The organism is Microbulbifer variabilis, from assembly GCF_056232115.1.
This window is the reverse complement of record NZ_CP174325.1, coordinates 1,404,731-1,422,654: the sequence shown is the minus strand read 5'-3', so window position 1 is coordinate 1,422,654 and position 17,924 is coordinate 1,404,731. Positions and strand designations below refer to the sequence as shown.

Genomic DNA, 17,924 nt, shown 5'->3' with positions numbered 1-17,924 from the left:
CAGATGTGCGAATTCGATTATGGGGAATTGAAAGCTGTTCAGCTACTGATAATCAGCGGCAGGACCAGTGCAGTCAGCGCGCCGCAGAGTCCCATGGCAAGGGCAGAGCAGGCGCCACAAAGGGCACTGATTTCGAAAGCGCGAGCGGTGCCTACGGCATGGGCGTTTATACCTAGAACCACCCCGAGGATACGCTTATCGCGAATACCAAGCAGAGTTAGTAACGGTGGTCCGGCCAGGGCACCAACCACTCCAGTGAGGACTACGATGCCCGCGGTGAGGCTCAATGCTGCGTGGATTTTTTCGGCCAAAGCCAGGGCAATCGGGGTAGTGACAGATTTGCCGCTGAGAGCCAGTAATACGGATTCCCCGGCGCCAAATAAAAGGGCGATTATGATAGCGACAACCGGTGCCAGGACTGCCCCTACGGCAATCGTTACCAGCAGTGGCCAGCCGGCCCGGCGAATCACTGCCAGGTTCTGTTTCAGTGGCACTGCCAGGGCCACTACTGCTGGACCGAGTAGTGCGTAGAGCAGTGTACTGGAGTGCTGATAATCGCTGTAGGGAACATTCAAGGTATGGAGCAGCGCCGCTACTATCAGGCTGGCGGTCACTATTGGGTGCAATAGTACTGTACCGCTGCGGCGGTAAAAGTACACGCCGATACAGAAAGCCACCAGACTCAGCGGTAAGGCAAACAGAGAGCTGTGCAGCCAGTTAGCCACTACCATTTACTACCGGCCTTGTTTAATAGCCTCTGCAGTAGCATGGCGCACAGGACTAGGCTGATTAGGGTGCCGATTACAACCGCAGCGATCAGCGCAAGCCAGTCTGCGGGGGCAAGGTCACGTAGAAAAAAGACGCCCACTGCAGCGGGCAGGAAAAGTAGTGGCAACAGGAAGAGCAGCTGGGCACTGATTTGGGCGAGGCCACGTGGTACGCCTCCATTCACCATCAACCCAAATAGTAGCAGTAGCATACCTACCACCGCGCCGGGAACAGGAAGTGCGAGCATTGTGCTGGCAAGTGTGCCGAGGCGTTCACAACCAAACAGAATGGCGGTGCCAATCAGCCAGTGAAATATGTTGCTCAGGGCGGGTGGAGTCATTTTGGAGTGCGGCCCGGTGGAGCCGCCATTTTTTATCAAGCTTTGCGGAATGCCTGCCAGGCACCGAATAGGACCAGGCCGCCAAAGCCGATCGCGGACCAGCCGGGAATACTCAGGCCCATCATTGTCCACTGGACTTCTGCACAGTTACCGTCACCACTCAAAAGTGCCTTGAGAACATCGGCCATGGGAAAAACTTCCAGCATGTAACTCACGCTGGGACCACAGGCGGGCACCTGGTCTTCGGGTAGGCTCTGCAACCATAACTGGCGGCCGGCAAAGTAAAGTCCGCCCAGGGCCCAGATGGATACCAGCAGACCGTAGACGCGCCTGCCTATGGTGGCCGGGTTGTGCAGGAAGGCAATCAGGGAAACCACTCCCACACCGAGCAGCATTACCCTTTGGGTAATACAGAGCTTGCAGGGCTCCAGGCCGCGAACGTATTCCAAGTAGAACGCAGAGCCCAGCAGGAAGGCAACCATTAGGAAAACAATCAGAAAAGTGATGCGTGGGTTGGGTAAGGTCATGATTTATCAGATCCTGAATAATGCTGCCGAAACCGGGAGGCTTCGAGATTCAAGTCGGTCAGTAGTTTATTGAAATTGTGTTCCAGCTTTTCCCGCCCGGCGATCAGCTCGGGCAGCATTTCCTGTAGGGCCACCGGGCGGCGCAAGCGCTGCCCAACCCGCTCCAAAGTGAGGGCTACCACTTGCTCTTCGCGGTAGCTCTGCAGCAGTTTAAACTGCTCAGCACGCGCCATAAACGCTTTGGCTTGCGGCGGAATATACGCGCTGTCGCTGCGAAAGTCTCTCCAGCATTCGGTACAGAACTCTTCCAGGTTCTGTGGGTGCCATGTGTGCCAATTTTGTGCCAGTAGGTGATCGAACCAAATATCCAGCGCAATACCGGCATAGCGGCGCCACCTGGGGTCCAAGCTTGCCAGGGCGTCGCGGTAGGCGGTATGTTCATCCGTACTCGCATCAATCCGCCGGTGCAACTTGATGCCGGCCTCAATGGCTGCGGGCCTTTCGCCAACCAGTGGCCCTTTGACAAAGTCACCCAGGAGTCCACCCAGGCGCCAGCGCGCTTCGGGGCCGGACAGCAACAGGTGTGCGAGGTAGTTCATACTATCGATCCGTTCGAGCCCGCACACCCGGTCAGACGCCGGTGGCCGACTAGTCCTGACAACAAATATATTGTGCGTAGTAGTGGCTGAGGAACTCCTCAAAAGAGCCTTTATCTTCCGCTTCCATCTGCTTTTGCCTGAGCAGCGATTCCTCAGCTTGACGGGAGAAGTCCCGGACTGAGTCGCTGTCGAGAGGGCGCTCGAGAAAGTAGTGTCGATGCTGCTCAGCTTTTTCCATGGCCCATTGGTAGAAGCTCAGTTTCTGCGCATCCATTTCGGCTAAGATCTGCTGCGCAGGAGTGGGGATTTCCCCCTTCACTTTTGCACGCTGAACGCCAACGGCACAGCGGTACTGGTCGCCACCCCAAGCACTGTCGAGCAGCTCAGCAACGGAGTTCATCTCCCCCAAAAGCTGAGAAGCCCAGTCTTCGAGTTTGCGCTCGCCATTGCCGGAGCGCAGCAACAGGCCTGGCTCGTTGCCGCGATAGACAATGCGCTGCTGGTTTTCCTGGGTAGCGCGATAATCGGTATCGTTGGTTTTGGGGCTTTCGGTGAGCAGGCAGTGAAGCAGGAAGCTGTCGAGGAAACGCATCTGCTGGGCATCAATACCCAGTGGCATAAATGGGTTTAGGTCGAGGCAGCGGACCTCGACATACTCGACCCCGCGATTGTTCAGAGCAGCCAGGGCTGTCTCACCGCGCTTGGCCGGATTTTTGGGCCTAATGGGCGAATAGAATTCATTTTCGATCTGCAGTATGCCGGTAGACAGCTGTTGGTAATTCTCATCGCCATCTTTCACTCCCATCTCCTGATAGGGGCCGTAGGGACGACTGATGGCAGAACATAATGTTGAGAGGTAGCTGCGCAGGTTGTTGTAGCAAACGATCAGGGATTGCTGCACATCACTGTTGTAGCCCAGGTCGCCCATACGCAGTGAGGTGGCATGGGGGACGTGTAAAGTATGGCTATCGCCGTTAAACGCCTCAAGCTTGTGTTCACGCCCTTCCACAAAAGACGAGCACACAGCTGGCGCTGCGCCAAACAGATAAATCAACAGCCAGTAATTGCGGCGGAAATTACGGATCAAATCAAAGTAGCGACGGGTCTTGAATTCACTCAAGGACTCGCTGCTGCCCTCGAGCTCGTGCAACCACAGCCAGAAATCATCGGGCAGAGAAAAGTTGTAATGGATACCGGCGATTGTCTGCATGGCGCGGCCGTAGCGTAGGCCAAGACCGAGCCGATAAATAGTTTTCATGGCACCGCTATGGGAATTGCCGTAACGGGCTACCGGGATATCATTATCGGTACCGATTACACAGGGCATGCTGTTGACCCACAGGCGCTCATCGCCGATCTGGCTATAGGTGTAGCGGTGGATACGGTCGAGTATCCGCAACGCCTCCTCGGGGGTGGCTACCGGCGGTGTGATAAATTCCAGCAGCGCCTCGGAAAAATCGGTAGTGATACTCTCGTGGGTGAGGGCTGAGCCCAGTGTTTGCGCATGGGGGGTTGCCGCCAAGGTACCGTCACTGGCAACCCGCAAGCTCTCTTTCTCGAGTCCACGGCGTATGCCCTTGAGTAATTGCACAGGTTTGGCCTGAGACAGGGCGGCCAGATGGGGAATAGGCACTCGAATCTCCTTGGTACTACCGGAACTTTCTCTTGCGTCGCTGGATAGAGCGACTGGTGCCGGTTCAGTGAGAGTTACCGCTCAAGCGGCTGACTCTGATTCCGATGTTTTCTCGCTGGGATGAGCGGGCGTTTCTTCTGGGGGTTGCTCAGGTACAACCTCGGGAGCCGGTTCCGGGGATACCTCCGGCTCTGCCTGGGGCTCCAGCTCAGGAGGTTCCTGCGCTGGCATTTCCTCTGGCGTGTTCGGCTCAATTTCCGGGTCACCCTGCAGAGTAGAAATGTCGGCAAGGGCCTCTTCTGGTACTAGCGGTTGTCCCTTGTTATTCAGCTCACATTGCAGCAATTCGATGCGCAGGCTGACATCACGTGTGTTGGCTTCGAACATCTGATTGATGGCGACGTCTTTGTGTTCGCTGCGAAACAGTTTATTGGGCTCACGGCCATCCAGCCATTCACCACTTTTGCTCAGGAACTGCTGGTGCTGATTGGCCAGCACATACACATGACTCATTATGTTGGGCAACTTTGATGCTGTGACAGAAAGGCAGTTTAGCGACGGGTGCTGTATGGCTCAAGGAGTCCGTGAGAGCGAACGCGGCAAACGCCCGCTCCCACGGGGTGAGGTGGGGATGGCTATACAGATTTCAGCGGGTAGTGCTCGGGGTAAGGCAGGCGAGCACAGCCACTATCCACTGCCGCGCGGGCTACTGCAGCAGCGACCTCGGGCAGCAGGCGCGGGTCTGTGGGCTTGGGCAAAATATAGTTGTAGCCAAAGCTTAGTTCTATACCACCGTAGCCTTCACGAACTGAGTCGGGAACGGGCAGGTGGGCAATTTTGCGGATGGCTTCGATTGCCGCGAGTTTCATCTCTTCATTGATCCGTGCCGCACGTACATCCAGAGCGCCGCGGAAAATAAAGGGGAAGCACAGCACATTATTGACCTGATTTGGATAGTCCGAACGCCCGGTAGCCATAATCAGGTCTTCGCGCACACTGTGGGCCAGCTCCGGCTTGATTTCCGGGTTGGGGTTGGAGCAGGCAAAGACTACCGGCCTGGGTGCCATTCGTTGCAGCTGCTCGGCAGATAGCAGGTCTGGTCCGGATACGCCGAGGAACACATCCGCGTCGGCTATGGCATCGTCGAGGGTGCGCATATCGGTATCCCGTGCCCACTCGCCTTTGTAGGCGTTGATATCGGTGCGCCCGGAGTGGATTACCCCACGGCTGTCGAGCATGGTGATTTGCTCTTTGCGCGCACCGGCAGCCAACATTAGCTTGCAGCAGGCGGTAGCAGCTGCGCCAGCGCCCAGGCATACCATGCGCACTTCGCTGATTTTTTTACCCTGGATTTCCAGTGCATTGAGCATTCCCGCTACGGTCACAATAGCTGTGCCGTGTTGGTCGTCGTGGAATACCGGTACCGGGCAGCGCTCTATCAGTGCCTCTTCAATATGGAAGCACTCCGGCGCCTTTATATCCTCAAGGTTGATGCCGCCAAAGGTATTGGCGATAGCGGCAACAGTCTGGATAAATTGCTCCGGGCTATTGACGTCCACCTCGATATCCACCGAATTGATATCGGCGAAGCGCTTGAACAGAAGTGATTTCCCCTCCATAACGGGCTTGGAAGCCAATGGCCCCAGATTGCCGAGGCCGAGAATGGCGCTGCCATTAGAAATAACAGCTACCAAGTTGCCCTTACCAGTGTATTGATAAGCGGCCTCTGGGTCTTTGGCTATCTCGCGTACCGGTTCGGCTACCCCTGGGCTATAGGCCAGGGACAGGTCCTCTTGGGTTTCGGCGGCAGTAGTCAGCTCAACTGAAAGTTTGCCGGGAGTGGGGAGCGCGTGGTAATCGAGCGCTGCCTGGCGCAATGAATCCGTCATTTGGGGGCTATTCTCTCGAAAACTTGGGATAACGCTGCGGTGCTATCCCGGTTACTGCGGGTGCCAGAGAATAACCGAGGGGCACTTGTAGCCACAAGCTTAATGGAAGGCTAAAACTAGTACTTCTTACTATTTTGCCCTTAGTAAGTGGCTAATTTCAGGATGATCAGTTGCTAATGTGTGATTTTGAAGGATAAATTTATCGTCAAAATCGACAACATTAAGCAATTCGAATCGATTTTGCCCGTGGGGCATACCTTTGAGCAGATATAGGTATTAAGGGTAAAAAAAAAGGCATTGGGGTGGCCCCAATGCCCTCTTCCGAGATGTCAGGCATCCCAATGTTCGGTTTACTTGCCGATGCGGCTGCCGAAACGCTTTTTGAAGCGGTCCACGCGTCCACCGGTAGTAGCCTGCTTTTGCTTGCCAGTGTAGAAGGGGTGGCACTGGGAGCACACATCGATCTGCAGGTCTTTGCCCAGGGTAGAACGGGTTTTGACTACGTTTCCGCAGGAGCAAGTGGCGGTGATGTCGGTGTAGTTAGGATGGATATCTGCTTTCATGATTGCCTCTTTTCGAAACCGCCACTCGATCTGTTGCCGGGCACGGTATCGTCGTTGGAGCAGGAACCGGACCGGTTCCAGGCTGATTAAAAAGTCGGCGCATACTATCAGATTAGCGTCGGGGTTCAAGTCCAAATACCGGGATCTAGCCAGTCACTAAATTGCCATTTATTCAGCCAATGGACTTATCTGGATATCTCGGTATTGCCTCTTTGGGGTGTTGGTAAGCATAGGGCCGGGCCTGGCTTAGGAAGGCTACCCGACCTGGTGGTTACACATTGCCATATAAAAAAGTAATCGGCCTCTGTATCTTGCCGGAGCAGTCAGTACACTAGCGCCTTTTACCGAGGTTCGTGGGGGTGAGGTGGAACAGGCAGTCCAACAGAATGTCATTTTACGCTTGGCGGTACCAGTACCGTTGCGGCGCCTGTTCGACTACCTGCCTCCAGAGGGCCTGGATCCGCAGACATTAATACCAGGGCAGCGGCTGTGGGTGCCCTTTGCCGGGCGCAAACTGGTTGCGGTATTGGTAGACGTTGTGCAGAAGTCATCGTTTGCACATTTAAAGCCCGCCCTGGGGGTGATTGACCAAACGGCGCTGTTTAGTAGAGTCAGTCTGGGATTCCTTTCCTGGATCGCCGATTATTACCAGGCCCCGATTGGTGAAGTGTATGCAGCCGCACTGCCCGCCGCTCTGCGTAAGGGCAAGCCCGCAGACCACTGGGCCGAGCAATGGTTGCAGCTCACTACCGAGGGCAAGGGTTTGCCCGAGTCAGCATTGGCGCGGGCACCAAAACAACAAGCCCTGTTGCAACTGTTGCTCAGTGAGGGAAGGCAAAGCCGTACTCACCTGAAAGCCCTGGGGCATACATCGACGATAGTGCGCGCCTTGCAGGAGCGCGGCCTTGTTAATTGGAGCTCTGGCCCTACCGTTCCACCACCGCTACCGGTAGCAGAACCGGTTCCGGCGCCGCAATTGAGTGAAGAACAGCAAAAGGTATTGGATTCGGTGGATTGCGGCCACTATTCCGCTTCCCTCCTTGAGGGCACTACCGGCAGTGGCAAGACCGAAGTTTACTTGCAATTGATGGAGCGGGTTTTGGCTGAGGGGCGCCAGGCGCTACTCCTGGTTCCAGAAATAGGACTTACCCCTCAGACCCTACGGCGTATAGCTTCGCGTTTCCCCAAGCGCAGCATTGCGGCTCTGCATTCAGGCCTGGCTGAAGGCGAGCGGGCCCAGTCCTGGCTCGCTGCAGTGGCGGGGCAGGCCGATATTGTGATTGGCACCCGCTCGGTGATTATGACGCCAATGCCGAGACTTGGCATAGTGATAGTGGATGAGGAGCACGATGCTTCCTTTAAGCAACAGGATGGTGTGCGCTACTCAGCTCGGGATCTTGCAGTGGTGGTGGCGCGCAATGCCAATGTTCCGGTGCTATTGGGCTCCGCCACGCCCTCCCTGGAAACCCTGCATAACGCGTTGAATGGCCGTTACCAGCATTTGCGCATGCGCCAGCGCGCGGGGGATGCGCGCCCTCCGCAGATCCATGTGGTGCCCACTCTGCGCGAGCCGCTGGAGGAGGGATTTTCCCCCCAGGTGCTTCGCCATATAGGGGAAACCCTGGCGCGTGGTGAACAGGTTTTGGTTTTTATTAACCGGCGCGGCTTCGCTCCCGCCCTCACCTGTGATGATTGTGGTTGGTTGGCCGATTGCCCCCACTGCTCCAGCAAGCTCACCATGCATCGGCGCTTGCGTCAGTTGCGTTGCCACCATTGCGATTACCGCTGTTCACTAGTTGATAGTTGCCCCCAGTGCCACAGCCGATCTATCTCCGCCCTGGGTGGGGGTACTGAACGCAGTGAGGAGTTGTTGGCGCGGCGCTTTGCCGAATATCCGGTAATCCGTGTGGATCGGGACACCACGACCAGTAAGCTGGCCTTGGACCGGTTGTTGGCTCCGGCGCGCGATGGAGAGCCCTGTTTGCTCCTGGGTACCCAGATGCTGGCTAAAGGTCACCATTTGCCGCGGGTGACCTTGGTAGTAGTTCAGGATGCGGATGGTGGCCTGTTTAGTGCAGATTTCCGCGCCCCGGAGCGTACTGGTCAGTTGCTGGAGCAGGTGGCTGGACGTGCAGGGCGCGGCAGTCTGAGCGGTCGGGTACTGGTGCAGAGTCGATTTCCTGAACACCCCCTGTTACAGATGTTATTGGAGAAAGGCTACGGTAGCTTTGCGCGCCAATTACTGCGCGATCGCGCGGTGGCGCAGCTGCCCCCTACCAATGCAATGGCTCTCGTGCGGGCGGAGTGCGAAGAGCCCTCCTGGGCTGAGGAGTTCCTGCACAATGCGAGAATGTTTATGCAGTCCCTGGCACCCCCTTCACCGCAGTTACAGTATCTGGGGCCAGTGCCCGCGTTGTTGGAGCGCAAATCCGGGCGTTTCCGTTTTTATATACAGGTTACTGCGCAGAATCGCGCGCAACTGCAGCCTCTTTTGGCGCGCTTATGTGTCTGGGCAGAGGGAAATAAAAACCGTCGTCTGCGCTGGGCGATAGATATGGATGCACAGGAATTGTCGTAAATTTTGCTGGAATTCAATGCCCCCAGCCTAATTGGCGGTACAATTCCCCTGCTGAGCAGATCACCCAGGGAAGAAATCCTCAATGAGCCGTCGCAAAACCAATCGCCGCAGTAAAAGTTCTGCGGGAAAACCCGCCTGGGGTTGGTTCTTCCTGGGAAATATTGTTGGCGGTTTCGCGGTATTTCTGCTTCTGCAATACGGTATTGCTGGGGAGGGTAAAGGCGCTAGCGGTGGCAAACCACAGGCGGCCAAACCGAGGGTTGAGGAGCGCACTCAGCCGCGCTTTGATTTCTACACAATGCTGAAGGAAAACGAGGTTTCCGTACCTCCCCCCAAGGTGGCCGAGCCCGCTCGTCGTCAGCAGGATTCCAATACCGGGCAGGGGGCAGTTAGTGAACCCCCACAACAGGTTTACATTCTGCAAGCAGCCTCCTTTCGTGAGGCGGCTGAAGCCGAGCGCCTGCGTGTGCAACTTACCCTGGCCAATCTGGATGTTAAAGTCGAGTCAGCTAGTGATAGTCGCGGAACCTGGCACAGAGTCTTGGTTGGGCCTTTCGACAACCGCTCGCGTATGGCAAAGGCCCGACAGGTACTGGCTGAGCACAGACTGATGCCGCTGGTGCTGAAACGTCCAGCCAACTGATTAATGTGCAGGGCTTTCTGCCCAGCATGGTAGATAAAGCTATTTACTCTCTCACTTTTGGTCAAATTAACGTGGGCGGCTTTGGCTTTGAAGCAAAAAACCACAGTGGATACTGGGTTCCGGGTACAGCAATTGCCCCTTCCTTATTGAAATCGGCGCGTGCCGTCCTCACTTATCTAACCTGAATGAAATTCCCGGCGCGATTGGTAACCACCTTCTGCGCTGAAGCTCACGCGTAATCCGAGAGGTCTCCATTGGAACAGTATCGCGGAACCACCATTTTATCCTGTCGCCGCAACGGCAAAGTTGTGATTGGCGGCGACGGCCAGGTGTCCATGGGTAACACCATTATGAAGGGCAATGCGCGCAAGGTGCGTCGCCTGTATAAGGACAAGGTGATTGCCGGTTTTGCCGGCGGTACCGCCGATGCCTTTACCCTGTTTGAGCGCTTCGAGGCCAAGTTGGAAGCCCATGGTGGGCAATTGACCCGCGCCGCTGTGGAGCTGGCCAAAGACTGGCGTACCGATCGTGCCCTGCGCCGCCTCGAGGCCCTGTTAGCTGTGGCCGACGAGACTGCCAGCCTGATCGTGACCGGCAATGGTGATGTTATTCAGCCGGAAGATGACCTGATCGCCATCGGTTCTGGTGGGCCTTTTGCCCAGTCTGCGGCACGGGCTTTGCTCGACAACACCGATATGGATGCCCGTGCAATTGTTGAGCAGGGCCTGAAAATCGCCGGTGATATCTGTGTTTACACCAACCAGAACCACACCATCGAAGAATTGAATTTTTAAGTGCCTCGCGCTCTTTAGGCGCCATTGGCCGGGCGGTCCCTCAAAGGGAACCGCCGATATGTTTTGCAGGAATTGAATTGATATGTCCCAGATGACCCCCAGAGAAATCGTCCATGAGCTCGACCGCCATATAGTCGGCCAGCAGGACGCCAAACGCGCCGTAGCGATTGCACTGCGCAATCGCTGGCGCCGTATGCAGGTGACCGAGGATTTGCGCGCCGAGATCACCCCGAAAAATATCCTGATGATTGGCCCCACCGGTGTGGGCAAAACTGAAATTGCCCGCCGTCTGGCAAAGTTGGCCAATGCGCCCTTCATTAAGGTAGAAGCAACCAAGTTCACGGAGGTGGGCTATGTTGGCCGCGATGTGGAGTCGATCGTACGCGATCTTGTCGAGATGGCTGTGAAGCAGGAGCGTGAGCTGGCTATGTCCGGTGTGCAGCAGCGTGCTATGGATGCTGCGGAGGAGCGTATCTTAGATGCCTTATTGCCGCCAGCGCGCTCCACTGAGCCCAATGACAAGGATTCCAGTACCCGCCAGTTGTTTCGTAAGAAATTGCGGGAGGGAGAACTCGACGATAAGGAAGTGGAGTTAGATATGGCAGCTGCGCCAGTGGGCGTAGAGATTATGGCGCCTCCAGGTATGGAGGAAATGACTAATCAACTACAGGGCATGTTCTCGAATATGTCCCAGGGCAAGACCCGCAAGCGCAAATTACCGGTTAAGCAGGCCATAAAGCAGCTGACTGATGAAGAGGCGGCCAAGCTGGTTAATGATGAAGATATTAAAACCAGTGCGATTCGTGCCGCCGAACAGAACGGTATTGTCTTTATCGATGAAATCGACAAAGTGGCCAAGCGTCAGGAGAGTGGCGGTGCCGATGTGTCTCGTGAGGGTGTTCAGAGAGATCTACTGCCACTGATTGAGGGCAGTACTGTTAACACCAAGTACGGCATGATCAAGACAGACCATATTTTGTTTATCGCCTCAGGTGCCTTCCATCTGTCCAAGCCATCGGATCTGATCCCAGAGTTGCAGGGCCGACTGCCAATCCGTGTGGAGTTAAGCTCGCTCACTTCGGCAGACTTTGAGCGCATCCTCACTGAGCCATCCGCTTCCCTGACCGAGCAGCAGAGAGCTCTGCTTGCTACAGAGGGCCTGGAGCTGAAATTTACTGAAGACGGAATCCGCCGCATTGCAGAGGTGGCCTACGAGGTGAATGAGCGCACGGAGAATATTGGTGCGCGTCGATTGCACACCGTACTGGAGCGCCTGTTGGAGGAGATTTCCTTCGATGCTGGTGACGGAGACAAAACCCTGAATGTAGATGCTGCCTATGTGGATACCCACCTGGGCGAGCTCAGCCAAAATGAGGACCTTTCGCGTTTTATCCTGTAAATGAAACCGCAAAAAATCCGATTAAATCGCGCAGAGAAAAACTTGCAGCTGGTATTTGCTGATGGCGACTTTACCTTGCCGGCAGAGTATTTGCGCGTCTACTCCCCCAGTGCCGAGGTGCGTGGTCATGGCAACAGTGCCCCGGTTCTGGTGGATGGAAAAATGCACGTGGGTATCGACAAAATAGAGGCGGCTGGTCGCTATGCGCTGAAAATCGATTTTGATGATGGCCACGACACAGGTATTTATACCTGGGAATACCTGCGTGAACTCGCCGAGAAATATAATGCTAACTGGGAGAGCTACCTGCAGCGGTTGCGCGCTGAGGGTAAGGGACGCGATCCTGATGAAAGTGTGGTGAAGTTTATCGGCTAGTACGGGGTGCGCCGTATAGCGGTGCACTTGTCTATTTCCCCACCCATTGAAAATACTGAAAAAACAATAATCTCTCACTGTTTTTTCGCAATTCTGTAATATTGCTGTGGTTGTGTTTTTACAGTCTTAACGCCCATACTAAGCTTTGTGGCGATGAAAGCCAGAAGTTAATCGGCGCGTAATTCTTTTGTCATATTTCCGGACTCTAATGCTCGCCAAATTTACGAGTTCCGGAGGCTCATCGTGGCAAACAAACTTGCCCGCGCGCTTAGCGCCTTTTGTTTAATTCCTCTCGCTTCAGCGGTTTCTGCCGCAAGCCTGCCTGACTACCAAACCAAAAGTGACTGGTATACCGACGCTGCCGATCGTCTGGAAGAGCGTACTGCCCTCTCCAGAGAAGCAAAGACTGCAAAGAACGTCATTCTTTTTGTCGGCGACGGTATGGGTATATCCACGTTGACTGCTGCACGTATTCTTGAGGGTCAACTGCGCGGTGAGAATGGTGAGGAAAATGCCCTTTCTTTTGAGGAGTTTCCCTATTCCGCTCTGATCAAAACATATAACACCAACCAGCAGACCCCGGACTCTGCCGGTACCATGACTGCGATGATGACCGGTGTAAAAACCCGCGCCGGAGTCATTAATATTGAGGAAGATGCATTGCGTGCTGATTGCGTCAGTGCTGAAGGCAAAGAGCTGAATACTTTCCTCGAGTTGATGGAAAATCGTGGCAGATCAACTGGCATCGTCTCAACCGCGCGATTGACTCATGCCACGCCCGCCGCCACTTATTCGCGTAGTCCAGAGCGTGGCTGGGAGTACGAAGCTGAAGGAAATTGTGTGGATATCGCCACGCAAATGATTGAACTGGAATATGGGGATGGCATCGACGTGATGCTCGGTGGCGGCCGTCGCAGTTTTACAACGACCGATACAGGTGGCAAGCGTGAAGACGGGCGCGATCTTACCAATGAGTGGCTACAGCGCTATGAAGGTGAACAGAATGCTGAATATGTGCAGACTGGAGCTGAACTGGCGAGCGTGGATCTCGCCTCTACAGACAAGCTGTTGGGGCTCTTCACAAGCAGCCATATGAGTTACGATGCGGACCGTATTGCTAAGGAGAGCGACGAGCCGAGTATCGCCGAGATGACCGGTACTGCTATTGAACTCCTGCAGAAAGATAGCGATGGCTATTTCCTGATGGTGGAGTCTGGTCGAATCGACCACGGCCATCACGCAGGTAATGCTTACAACGCATTGCACGATGCGATTGCCTTTGCGGATGCGGTACAAGCTGCACTGGATAAGGTGGATCTTGAGGACACCCTGATCCTGGTGACTGCGGACCACAGCCATGTGATGACCATTGCCGGTTATCCAACCCGTGGTAACCCCATTCTCGGCAAGGTGGTTGAGAATGACAGTAGCGGCGCAGCCAAGGCGGAACTGGAAACCGCATCGGACGACTTGCCTTTTACCACGCTGACCTATGCCAATGGTCTGGGCTTTGCCGACCTGGGTGAGAATACCGATGCGGATGAACGTTATGGCATAGCTGCTGATACCGGCCGTAAAGATCTCTCTGGCGTAGACACCGAGGCACCGGGTTTTCATCAGGAGGCTCTAGTTCACCTGGAATCAGAGAGTCACGCGGGTGAAGATATCAGCCTGCATGCCATTGGTGCTGGAGCCAAGTTGGTACAGGGTAGCCTGGAGCAAAGTGCGCTTTTCCATGTGATGACTGCTGCGACTGACCTGTCGTTGACAGAAGAATAATTGGGGTAATTCACCATGAGACATTTTAAAAAGACCCTGCTGGCTTTCTCCGTAGCCCTGCTGGCCGCTGGTTGCAGTGATGACAAGTCCAGCTCGAATCCGGTTGAACTGCCAGAGCCAGAAGATGTGTTGAACCTTCCCCAGGGGCAGCTCGATAGCGACTGGTTCAAAGAGGGCCAAGAGGCTGTAGAGGCTGCGCAGGCACAGGCAATTAATAATACTCCTGGCGCAGCAAAGAATATCATCCTGTTTGTCGGCGATGGCATGGGTATTTCTACAGTGACTGCAGCGCGTATCCTCGCCGGTCAACAGCAGGGCCTCGCCGGTGAGGAGCACCAGCTGAGCTTTGAAAAAATGCCTTTTGCTGGTTTGGTGAAAACTTACAATACCAACCAGCAAACTCCGGACTCCGCTGGCACTATGACGGCTCTAGTTACCGGGGTTAAAACCAAGGCCGGCGTATTAAGTGTTGCCGAAGATGTAGCGCGCGGCGATTGTGCCGCCAGTCTGGAGCGTCCTCTTACCACTGCCATTGAGCTGGCAGAGGATCTGGGCAAAAGCACCGGTATTATCAGTACCGCGAGAATTACCCACGCTACTCCGGCAGCCACCTATGCCAAGGTGCCTGAGCGTGGCTGGGAAGCGTCTGCTCCTGATGGTTGCACTGATATTGCCGCGCAGCTGGTTGAGCTGGAGGCTGGTGATGGTATCGACGTGGTAATGGGAGGGGGCCGCCGTAACTTCTTGCCCAGTGACGTCACAGATATCGAGGGGGAAGCCGGGCGTCGAGAAGACGGGCGCAACTTGGTGGATGAGTGGAAGACACGTTACAACGACGGTGTGAATAATATTGCTTACGTAGAAGACACCACAGGCTTTAATGCTGTAGACAGCGCTGCAACCGACAAGTTACTGGGTTTGTTCAACTCTTCCCACATGGAGTATGAAGCTGTTCGTGAGGAAGATACTGCGGGTGAGCCCTCCCTCACTGAGATGACATCTAAAGGTCTCGAACTCCTGCAGAAAAACGATAAGGGATATTTCCTTATGGTGGAGTCCGGTCGTATTGACCATGGCCATCATGCTGGCAACGCCCACCGCGCACTGACCGATGCTGTGGAATTTGCAGAGGCTATCCAGTATGCAATGGATAACACCAGTGCAGAAGATACTCTAATAGTCGTTACTGCGGACCACAGCCATGTGATGACGATTGCCGGTTATCCCACCCGCGGCAACCCGATTCTTGGCAAGGTGATTGGTAATGACAGCAGTGGTGAGGCTAAAACCTCTCCTTCATTAGCTGAAGATGGCCTGCCCTACACAACCTTGACCTATGCCAATGGCCCGGGTTACAGCTCCAATGATGACGGTAGCCGGCATGATCTCACAAGCACTGACACTGTCGCACTTGATTACCAGCAGGATGCACTGGTGCCCATGAGCAGCGAGTCTCACGCTGGAGAGGATGTAGGCGTGTGGGCTCGCGGGCCGGGTGCACACTTGGTGAGTGGTACCAATGAGCAGAACTACCTATTCCACGTTATGGCACGCTCAGGTGGTTTATTGGAGCAGGATGCCGAATAAATTCGGAGGTTATTTGTTTCAATGCAATGGCGCAGGTATTTCCCTGCGCTGTTTTACTTTCTATCTGACTTTCAACTTTGCCTTAATGAAGAGCGCAGAGCAAAGAGTCTCTATTTCCCGACGAAGCCTCATTTTGCGCCAGTCACCCAGTTCCAAGATTGGTATCAGCTCTTTCCCGAGGCTCTCTCCCGTGGCAATTGCCAAGCGGCAAAGTAAATAGGCGTCGCGCCAATCGCCAAGAACTTGGGCCAATTGTTTTAGTGGCTCACAACGTAATGCGGCTGGCTGTGGAAATTTTTCTTCAAGCAGTCGGCTGTGGTACCAGTGGTCTTTTACTCGTTTGCGCAATTGGTGCAGATTCTCCGCGCTATCCAATTTTTGCACCTGATACCAAGCTTTTCGCGCTCGCCGGTAACCTCGACAGTATCCGCGTTCTAAATGAGCCCAGCGAACATCCTCTAATGACCAGTTACCGATACGCCCCCGTCTTTGAATCAGAAACGGTTCGACCTGTGCCAGGGCCCTTTTATCTATTTTTAAATGCAGCATATGGCGCAGCAGTGTGTGCATTGTCGGAAAGTGGTGTGGCGGGGCTATCGCAAGTAGGGCTCCTCGAATAGAAACCGGATCGCGGCTCTGAGCGAGGCTGTGGGCCAGGTTGCGGTAGTGAATGTTTTCACTCTGGAATAAGAGTGGATAAACTGGTTGTACGAGGCGCAGTAGAGCGCGTAATTTCTTGCAGTGCTTACGCAATTCGTGCACTGCATGCTCACTGGGAAGCTGTTTTGTATGGCTGATTGCAGTATTGATTTCCGCCAGGGCAACTTGCCGAAGTCCATGCTCTGGAAGTACGTTGCAATCGAGCCGATAACTCATGAGCCCTGACCAGTATTTCGTTCCGGTTTCTATGGATCAATTTTAGCGAGTTTCCAAAGGGGGTGATGATGGGCTGTGTTCCGCCGGCTTCCTAGATGTACAATGGCTCCCCAGAATTTGGCTCAGTAGGCAGCACAGCATGAAGGATCGCAAGACCACCCACTTCGGCTACCAAGAGGTCCCGGTGGAGGAAAAGGCCGGTCGTGTGGCAGAAGTGTTCCACTCAGTGGCAGCGCGCTACGATGTAATGAACGATTTAATGTCTGGGGGGATTCACCGCCTCTGGAAGCGTTTTACCATCGAATTATCCGGCGCGCGGCCGGGACAGAAAATTTTGGATATTGCTGGGGGAACTGGCGACCTCACCGCCCGCTTTTCGCGTATTGTGGGTGACAGTGGTCAGGTGGTACTGGCGGATATCAATGAATCGATGTTGCGGGTTGGTCGCGATCGCCTGCTGGACCGCGGTATCGCCGGCAATGTGGTGCCAGTGCAGGCAGATGCCCAATACCTCCCTTTCCCGGATAATACCTTCGACTGCATAACTATCGCCTTTGGTCTGCGTAATGTCACTGACAAAGACCTAGCGCTTCGCTCCATGCTACGGGTGCTCAAACCCGGCGGGCGTTTGCTAGTGCTCGAGTTCTCCAGGCCAGAGTCGAAACTGCTTGAAAAAGTCTACGATCAATATTCTTTCCGCCTACTGCCATTTATGGGCAAATTGGTAGCCAATGATGCGGAAAGTTACCGTTACCTGGCGGAGAGCATTCGTATGCACCCAGACCAGGAAACCCTCAAGCAGATGATGGAGGATGCCGGTTTTGTCGATTGTGAATATCACAATATGACTGGCGGTATTGTTGCGTTGCACCGTGGCATCAAGCCCTAACTGGCGTTTGACGTGATTTACCTGCAAGTGATGGCACGAGGCCAATAACTGCCATGAGCGATCCCACTTATCGCGCGGGTTTTGATGCTGCGCTGGAAACCGCCATTAATACCGCCCTGCAATATGACCCGGCTACTCGCGCTCGTCTGCAGGAGCTGGATGGTAAAGTTATGGCGCTCGATCTAACCGCTCCAAAACTACAGTGTTGTTTGTGCATTGAGGGCGATCAAGTATTTGTCCGCCAGCATTGGGAGGGAGATGTCACCACTTCTATCAGTGGTTCGGCTATTTCTCTTGTGCGTCTTCTAAAAGACCCGGATGCCACGCCCGCGGCCCTGGGGGTCTCAATCAGTGGTTCTAGTGCTCTGCTGGCAGAATTGCAGTGGATGATGAGTGATCTGGATATCGACTGGGAGGCGCCGCTGGCGCAATTGATAGGCGATATTCCCGCTCACTCCATCGGCAATGTATTGCGCAATGCCGGCAGTTGGTTGAGCGCCAGTCTCAGTCGCGCACCTGTTGCGGCTGCGGAAACCATCAGCGAAGAGTGGCAGTTGACCCCACCACAGGCGCAATTTGAGGCCTTTGCCGATGATCTCGCTGAGCTGTCTCTGGCCACTGAGCGCCTGGAAGCACGGGTGCGTTTGCTGCAAGAGCAGTTCTCCCGCAGGGAGGCCGAGTAGTT

Annotated in this window: 18 protein-coding genes; 9 read left to right on the top strand and 9 right to left on the bottom strand. The window is 54.8% G+C overall.

Features of this window, described 5'->3' with window-relative positions; all coding sequences use genetic code 11:
* Positions 1-38: 38 nt before the first annotated feature.
* From ACJJI7_RS06200 to rpmE, 8 genes are all read right to left on the bottom strand, one after another.
* Entirely contained in the window at positions 39-731 is a 693-nt protein-coding gene (locus tag ACJJI7_RS06200) for an LrgB family protein (protein WP_282952099.1), read from the bottom strand.
* Positions 725-1,108, bottom strand: coding sequence for a CidA/LrgA family protein (locus ACJJI7_RS06195; protein ID WP_282952100.1), 384 nt, complete (start codon positions 1,106-1,108; stop codon positions 725-727). The genes ACJJI7_RS06200 and ACJJI7_RS06195 overlap by 7 nt, the downstream gene beginning before the upstream one ends.
* Positions 1,109-1,143: 35 nt before the next feature.
* A complete protein-coding gene (locus ACJJI7_RS06190; RefSeq protein WP_020414005.1) occupies positions 1,144-1,635 on the bottom strand; it encodes a disulfide bond formation protein B in 492 nt (163 codons plus the stop codon).
* Entirely contained in the window at positions 1,632-2,234 is a 603-nt protein-coding gene (locus ACJJI7_RS06185; RefSeq protein ID WP_020414006.1) for an acyl carrier protein phosphodiesterase, read from the bottom strand. The genes ACJJI7_RS06190 and ACJJI7_RS06185 overlap by 4 nt, the downstream gene beginning before the upstream one ends.
* 49 nt (positions 2,235-2,283) lie before the next feature.
* A complete protein-coding gene (gene gshA / locus ACJJI7_RS06180; RefSeq protein WP_444902455.1) occupies positions 2,284-3,867 on the bottom strand; it encodes a glutamate--cysteine ligase in 1,584 nt (527 codons plus the stop codon).
* Between the two features lie 81 nt (positions 3,868-3,948).
* A complete protein-coding gene (locus tag ACJJI7_RS06175; RefSeq protein ID WP_282952101.1) occupies positions 3,949-4,380 on the bottom strand; it encodes a hypothetical protein in 432 nt (143 codons plus the stop codon).
* A gap of 122 nt (positions 4,381-4,502) precedes the next feature.
* Positions 4,503-5,756 (bottom strand): malic enzyme-like NAD(P)-binding protein, encoded by a 1,254-nt coding sequence (locus tag ACJJI7_RS06170; protein ID WP_020414009.1) that lies wholly within the window; start codon positions 5,754-5,756, stop codon positions 4,503-4,505.
* A 350-nt stretch (positions 5,757-6,106) separates the two neighbouring features.
* On the bottom strand, positions 6,107-6,319 hold the full coding sequence (gene rpmE, locus ACJJI7_RS06165) for a 50S ribosomal protein L31 (RefSeq protein ID WP_083922744.1): 213 nt from the start codon (positions 6,317-6,319) through the stop codon (positions 6,107-6,109).
* Positions 6,320-6,683: 364 nt separating this feature from the next.
* On the opposite strand from rpmE, the gene ACJJI7_RS06160 reads away from it, so the two are divergent.
* From ACJJI7_RS06160 to ACJJI7_RS06130, 7 genes are all read left to right on the top strand, one after another.
* The gene (locus ACJJI7_RS06160; RefSeq protein WP_353375891.1) at positions 6,684-8,897 is read left to right on the top strand and encodes a primosomal protein N'; all 2,214 of its coding nucleotides are present in this window, start codon (positions 6,684-6,686) and stop codon (positions 8,895-8,897) included.
* An 82-nt stretch (positions 8,898-8,979) separates the two neighbouring features.
* The gene (locus tag ACJJI7_RS06155; RefSeq protein ID WP_020414012.1) at positions 8,980-9,540 is read left to right on the top strand and encodes an SPOR domain-containing protein; all 561 of its coding nucleotides are present in this window, start codon (positions 8,980-8,982) and stop codon (positions 9,538-9,540) included.
* Between the two features lie 254 nt (positions 9,541-9,794).
* Entirely contained in the window at positions 9,795-10,334 is a 540-nt protein-coding gene (gene hslV / locus ACJJI7_RS06150) for an ATP-dependent protease subunit HslV (protein ID WP_020414014.1), read from the top strand.
* Positions 10,335-10,416: 82 nt separating this feature from the next.
* The gene (gene hslU, locus ACJJI7_RS06145) at positions 10,417-11,733 is read left to right on the top strand and encodes an ATP-dependent protease ATPase subunit HslU (protein WP_020414015.1); all 1,317 of its coding nucleotides are present in this window, start codon (positions 10,417-10,419) and stop codon (positions 11,731-11,733) included.
* On the top strand, positions 11,734-12,108 hold the full coding sequence (locus ACJJI7_RS06140; protein WP_020414016.1) for a gamma-butyrobetaine hydroxylase family protein: 375 nt from the start codon (positions 11,734-11,736) through the stop codon (positions 12,106-12,108).
* A 243-nt stretch (positions 12,109-12,351) separates the two neighbouring features.
* On the top strand, positions 12,352-13,887 hold the full coding sequence (locus ACJJI7_RS06135; protein WP_444902456.1) for an alkaline phosphatase: 1,536 nt from the start codon (positions 12,352-12,354) through the stop codon (positions 13,885-13,887).
* Positions 13,888-13,902: 15 nt separating this feature from the next.
* Positions 13,903-15,474, top strand: coding sequence for an alkaline phosphatase (locus tag ACJJI7_RS06130; protein ID WP_282952106.1), 1,572 nt, complete (start codon positions 13,903-13,905; stop codon positions 15,472-15,474).
* 60 nt (positions 15,475-15,534) lie between these two features.
* Here the strand turns inward: ACJJI7_RS06130 and ACJJI7_RS06125 are convergent, their stop codons facing one another.
* Positions 15,535-16,350 (bottom strand): CHAD domain-containing protein, encoded by an 816-nt coding sequence (locus ACJJI7_RS06125; RefSeq protein WP_020414019.1) that lies wholly within the window; start codon positions 16,348-16,350, stop codon positions 15,535-15,537.
* 139 nt (positions 16,351-16,489) lie between these two features.
* Here ACJJI7_RS06125 and ubiE point away from each other — a divergent pair, with 139 nt between their 5' ends.
* Both ubiE and ACJJI7_RS06115 read left to right on the top strand, forming a co-directional pair.
* Positions 16,490-17,239: a bifunctional demethylmenaquinone methyltransferase/2-methoxy-6-polyprenyl-1,4-benzoquinol methylase UbiE gene (ubiE, locus tag ACJJI7_RS06120; protein ID WP_444902457.1), complete on the top strand. Its 750-nt coding sequence runs from the start codon at positions 16,490-16,492 to the stop codon at positions 17,237-17,239.
* Positions 17,240-17,292: 53 nt separating this feature from the next.
* On the top strand, positions 17,293-17,922 hold the full coding sequence (locus ACJJI7_RS06115; RefSeq protein WP_444902458.1) for a ubiquinone biosynthesis accessory factor UbiJ: 630 nt from the start codon (positions 17,293-17,295) through the stop codon (positions 17,920-17,922).
* Positions 17,923-17,924 lie beyond the last annotated feature (2 nt).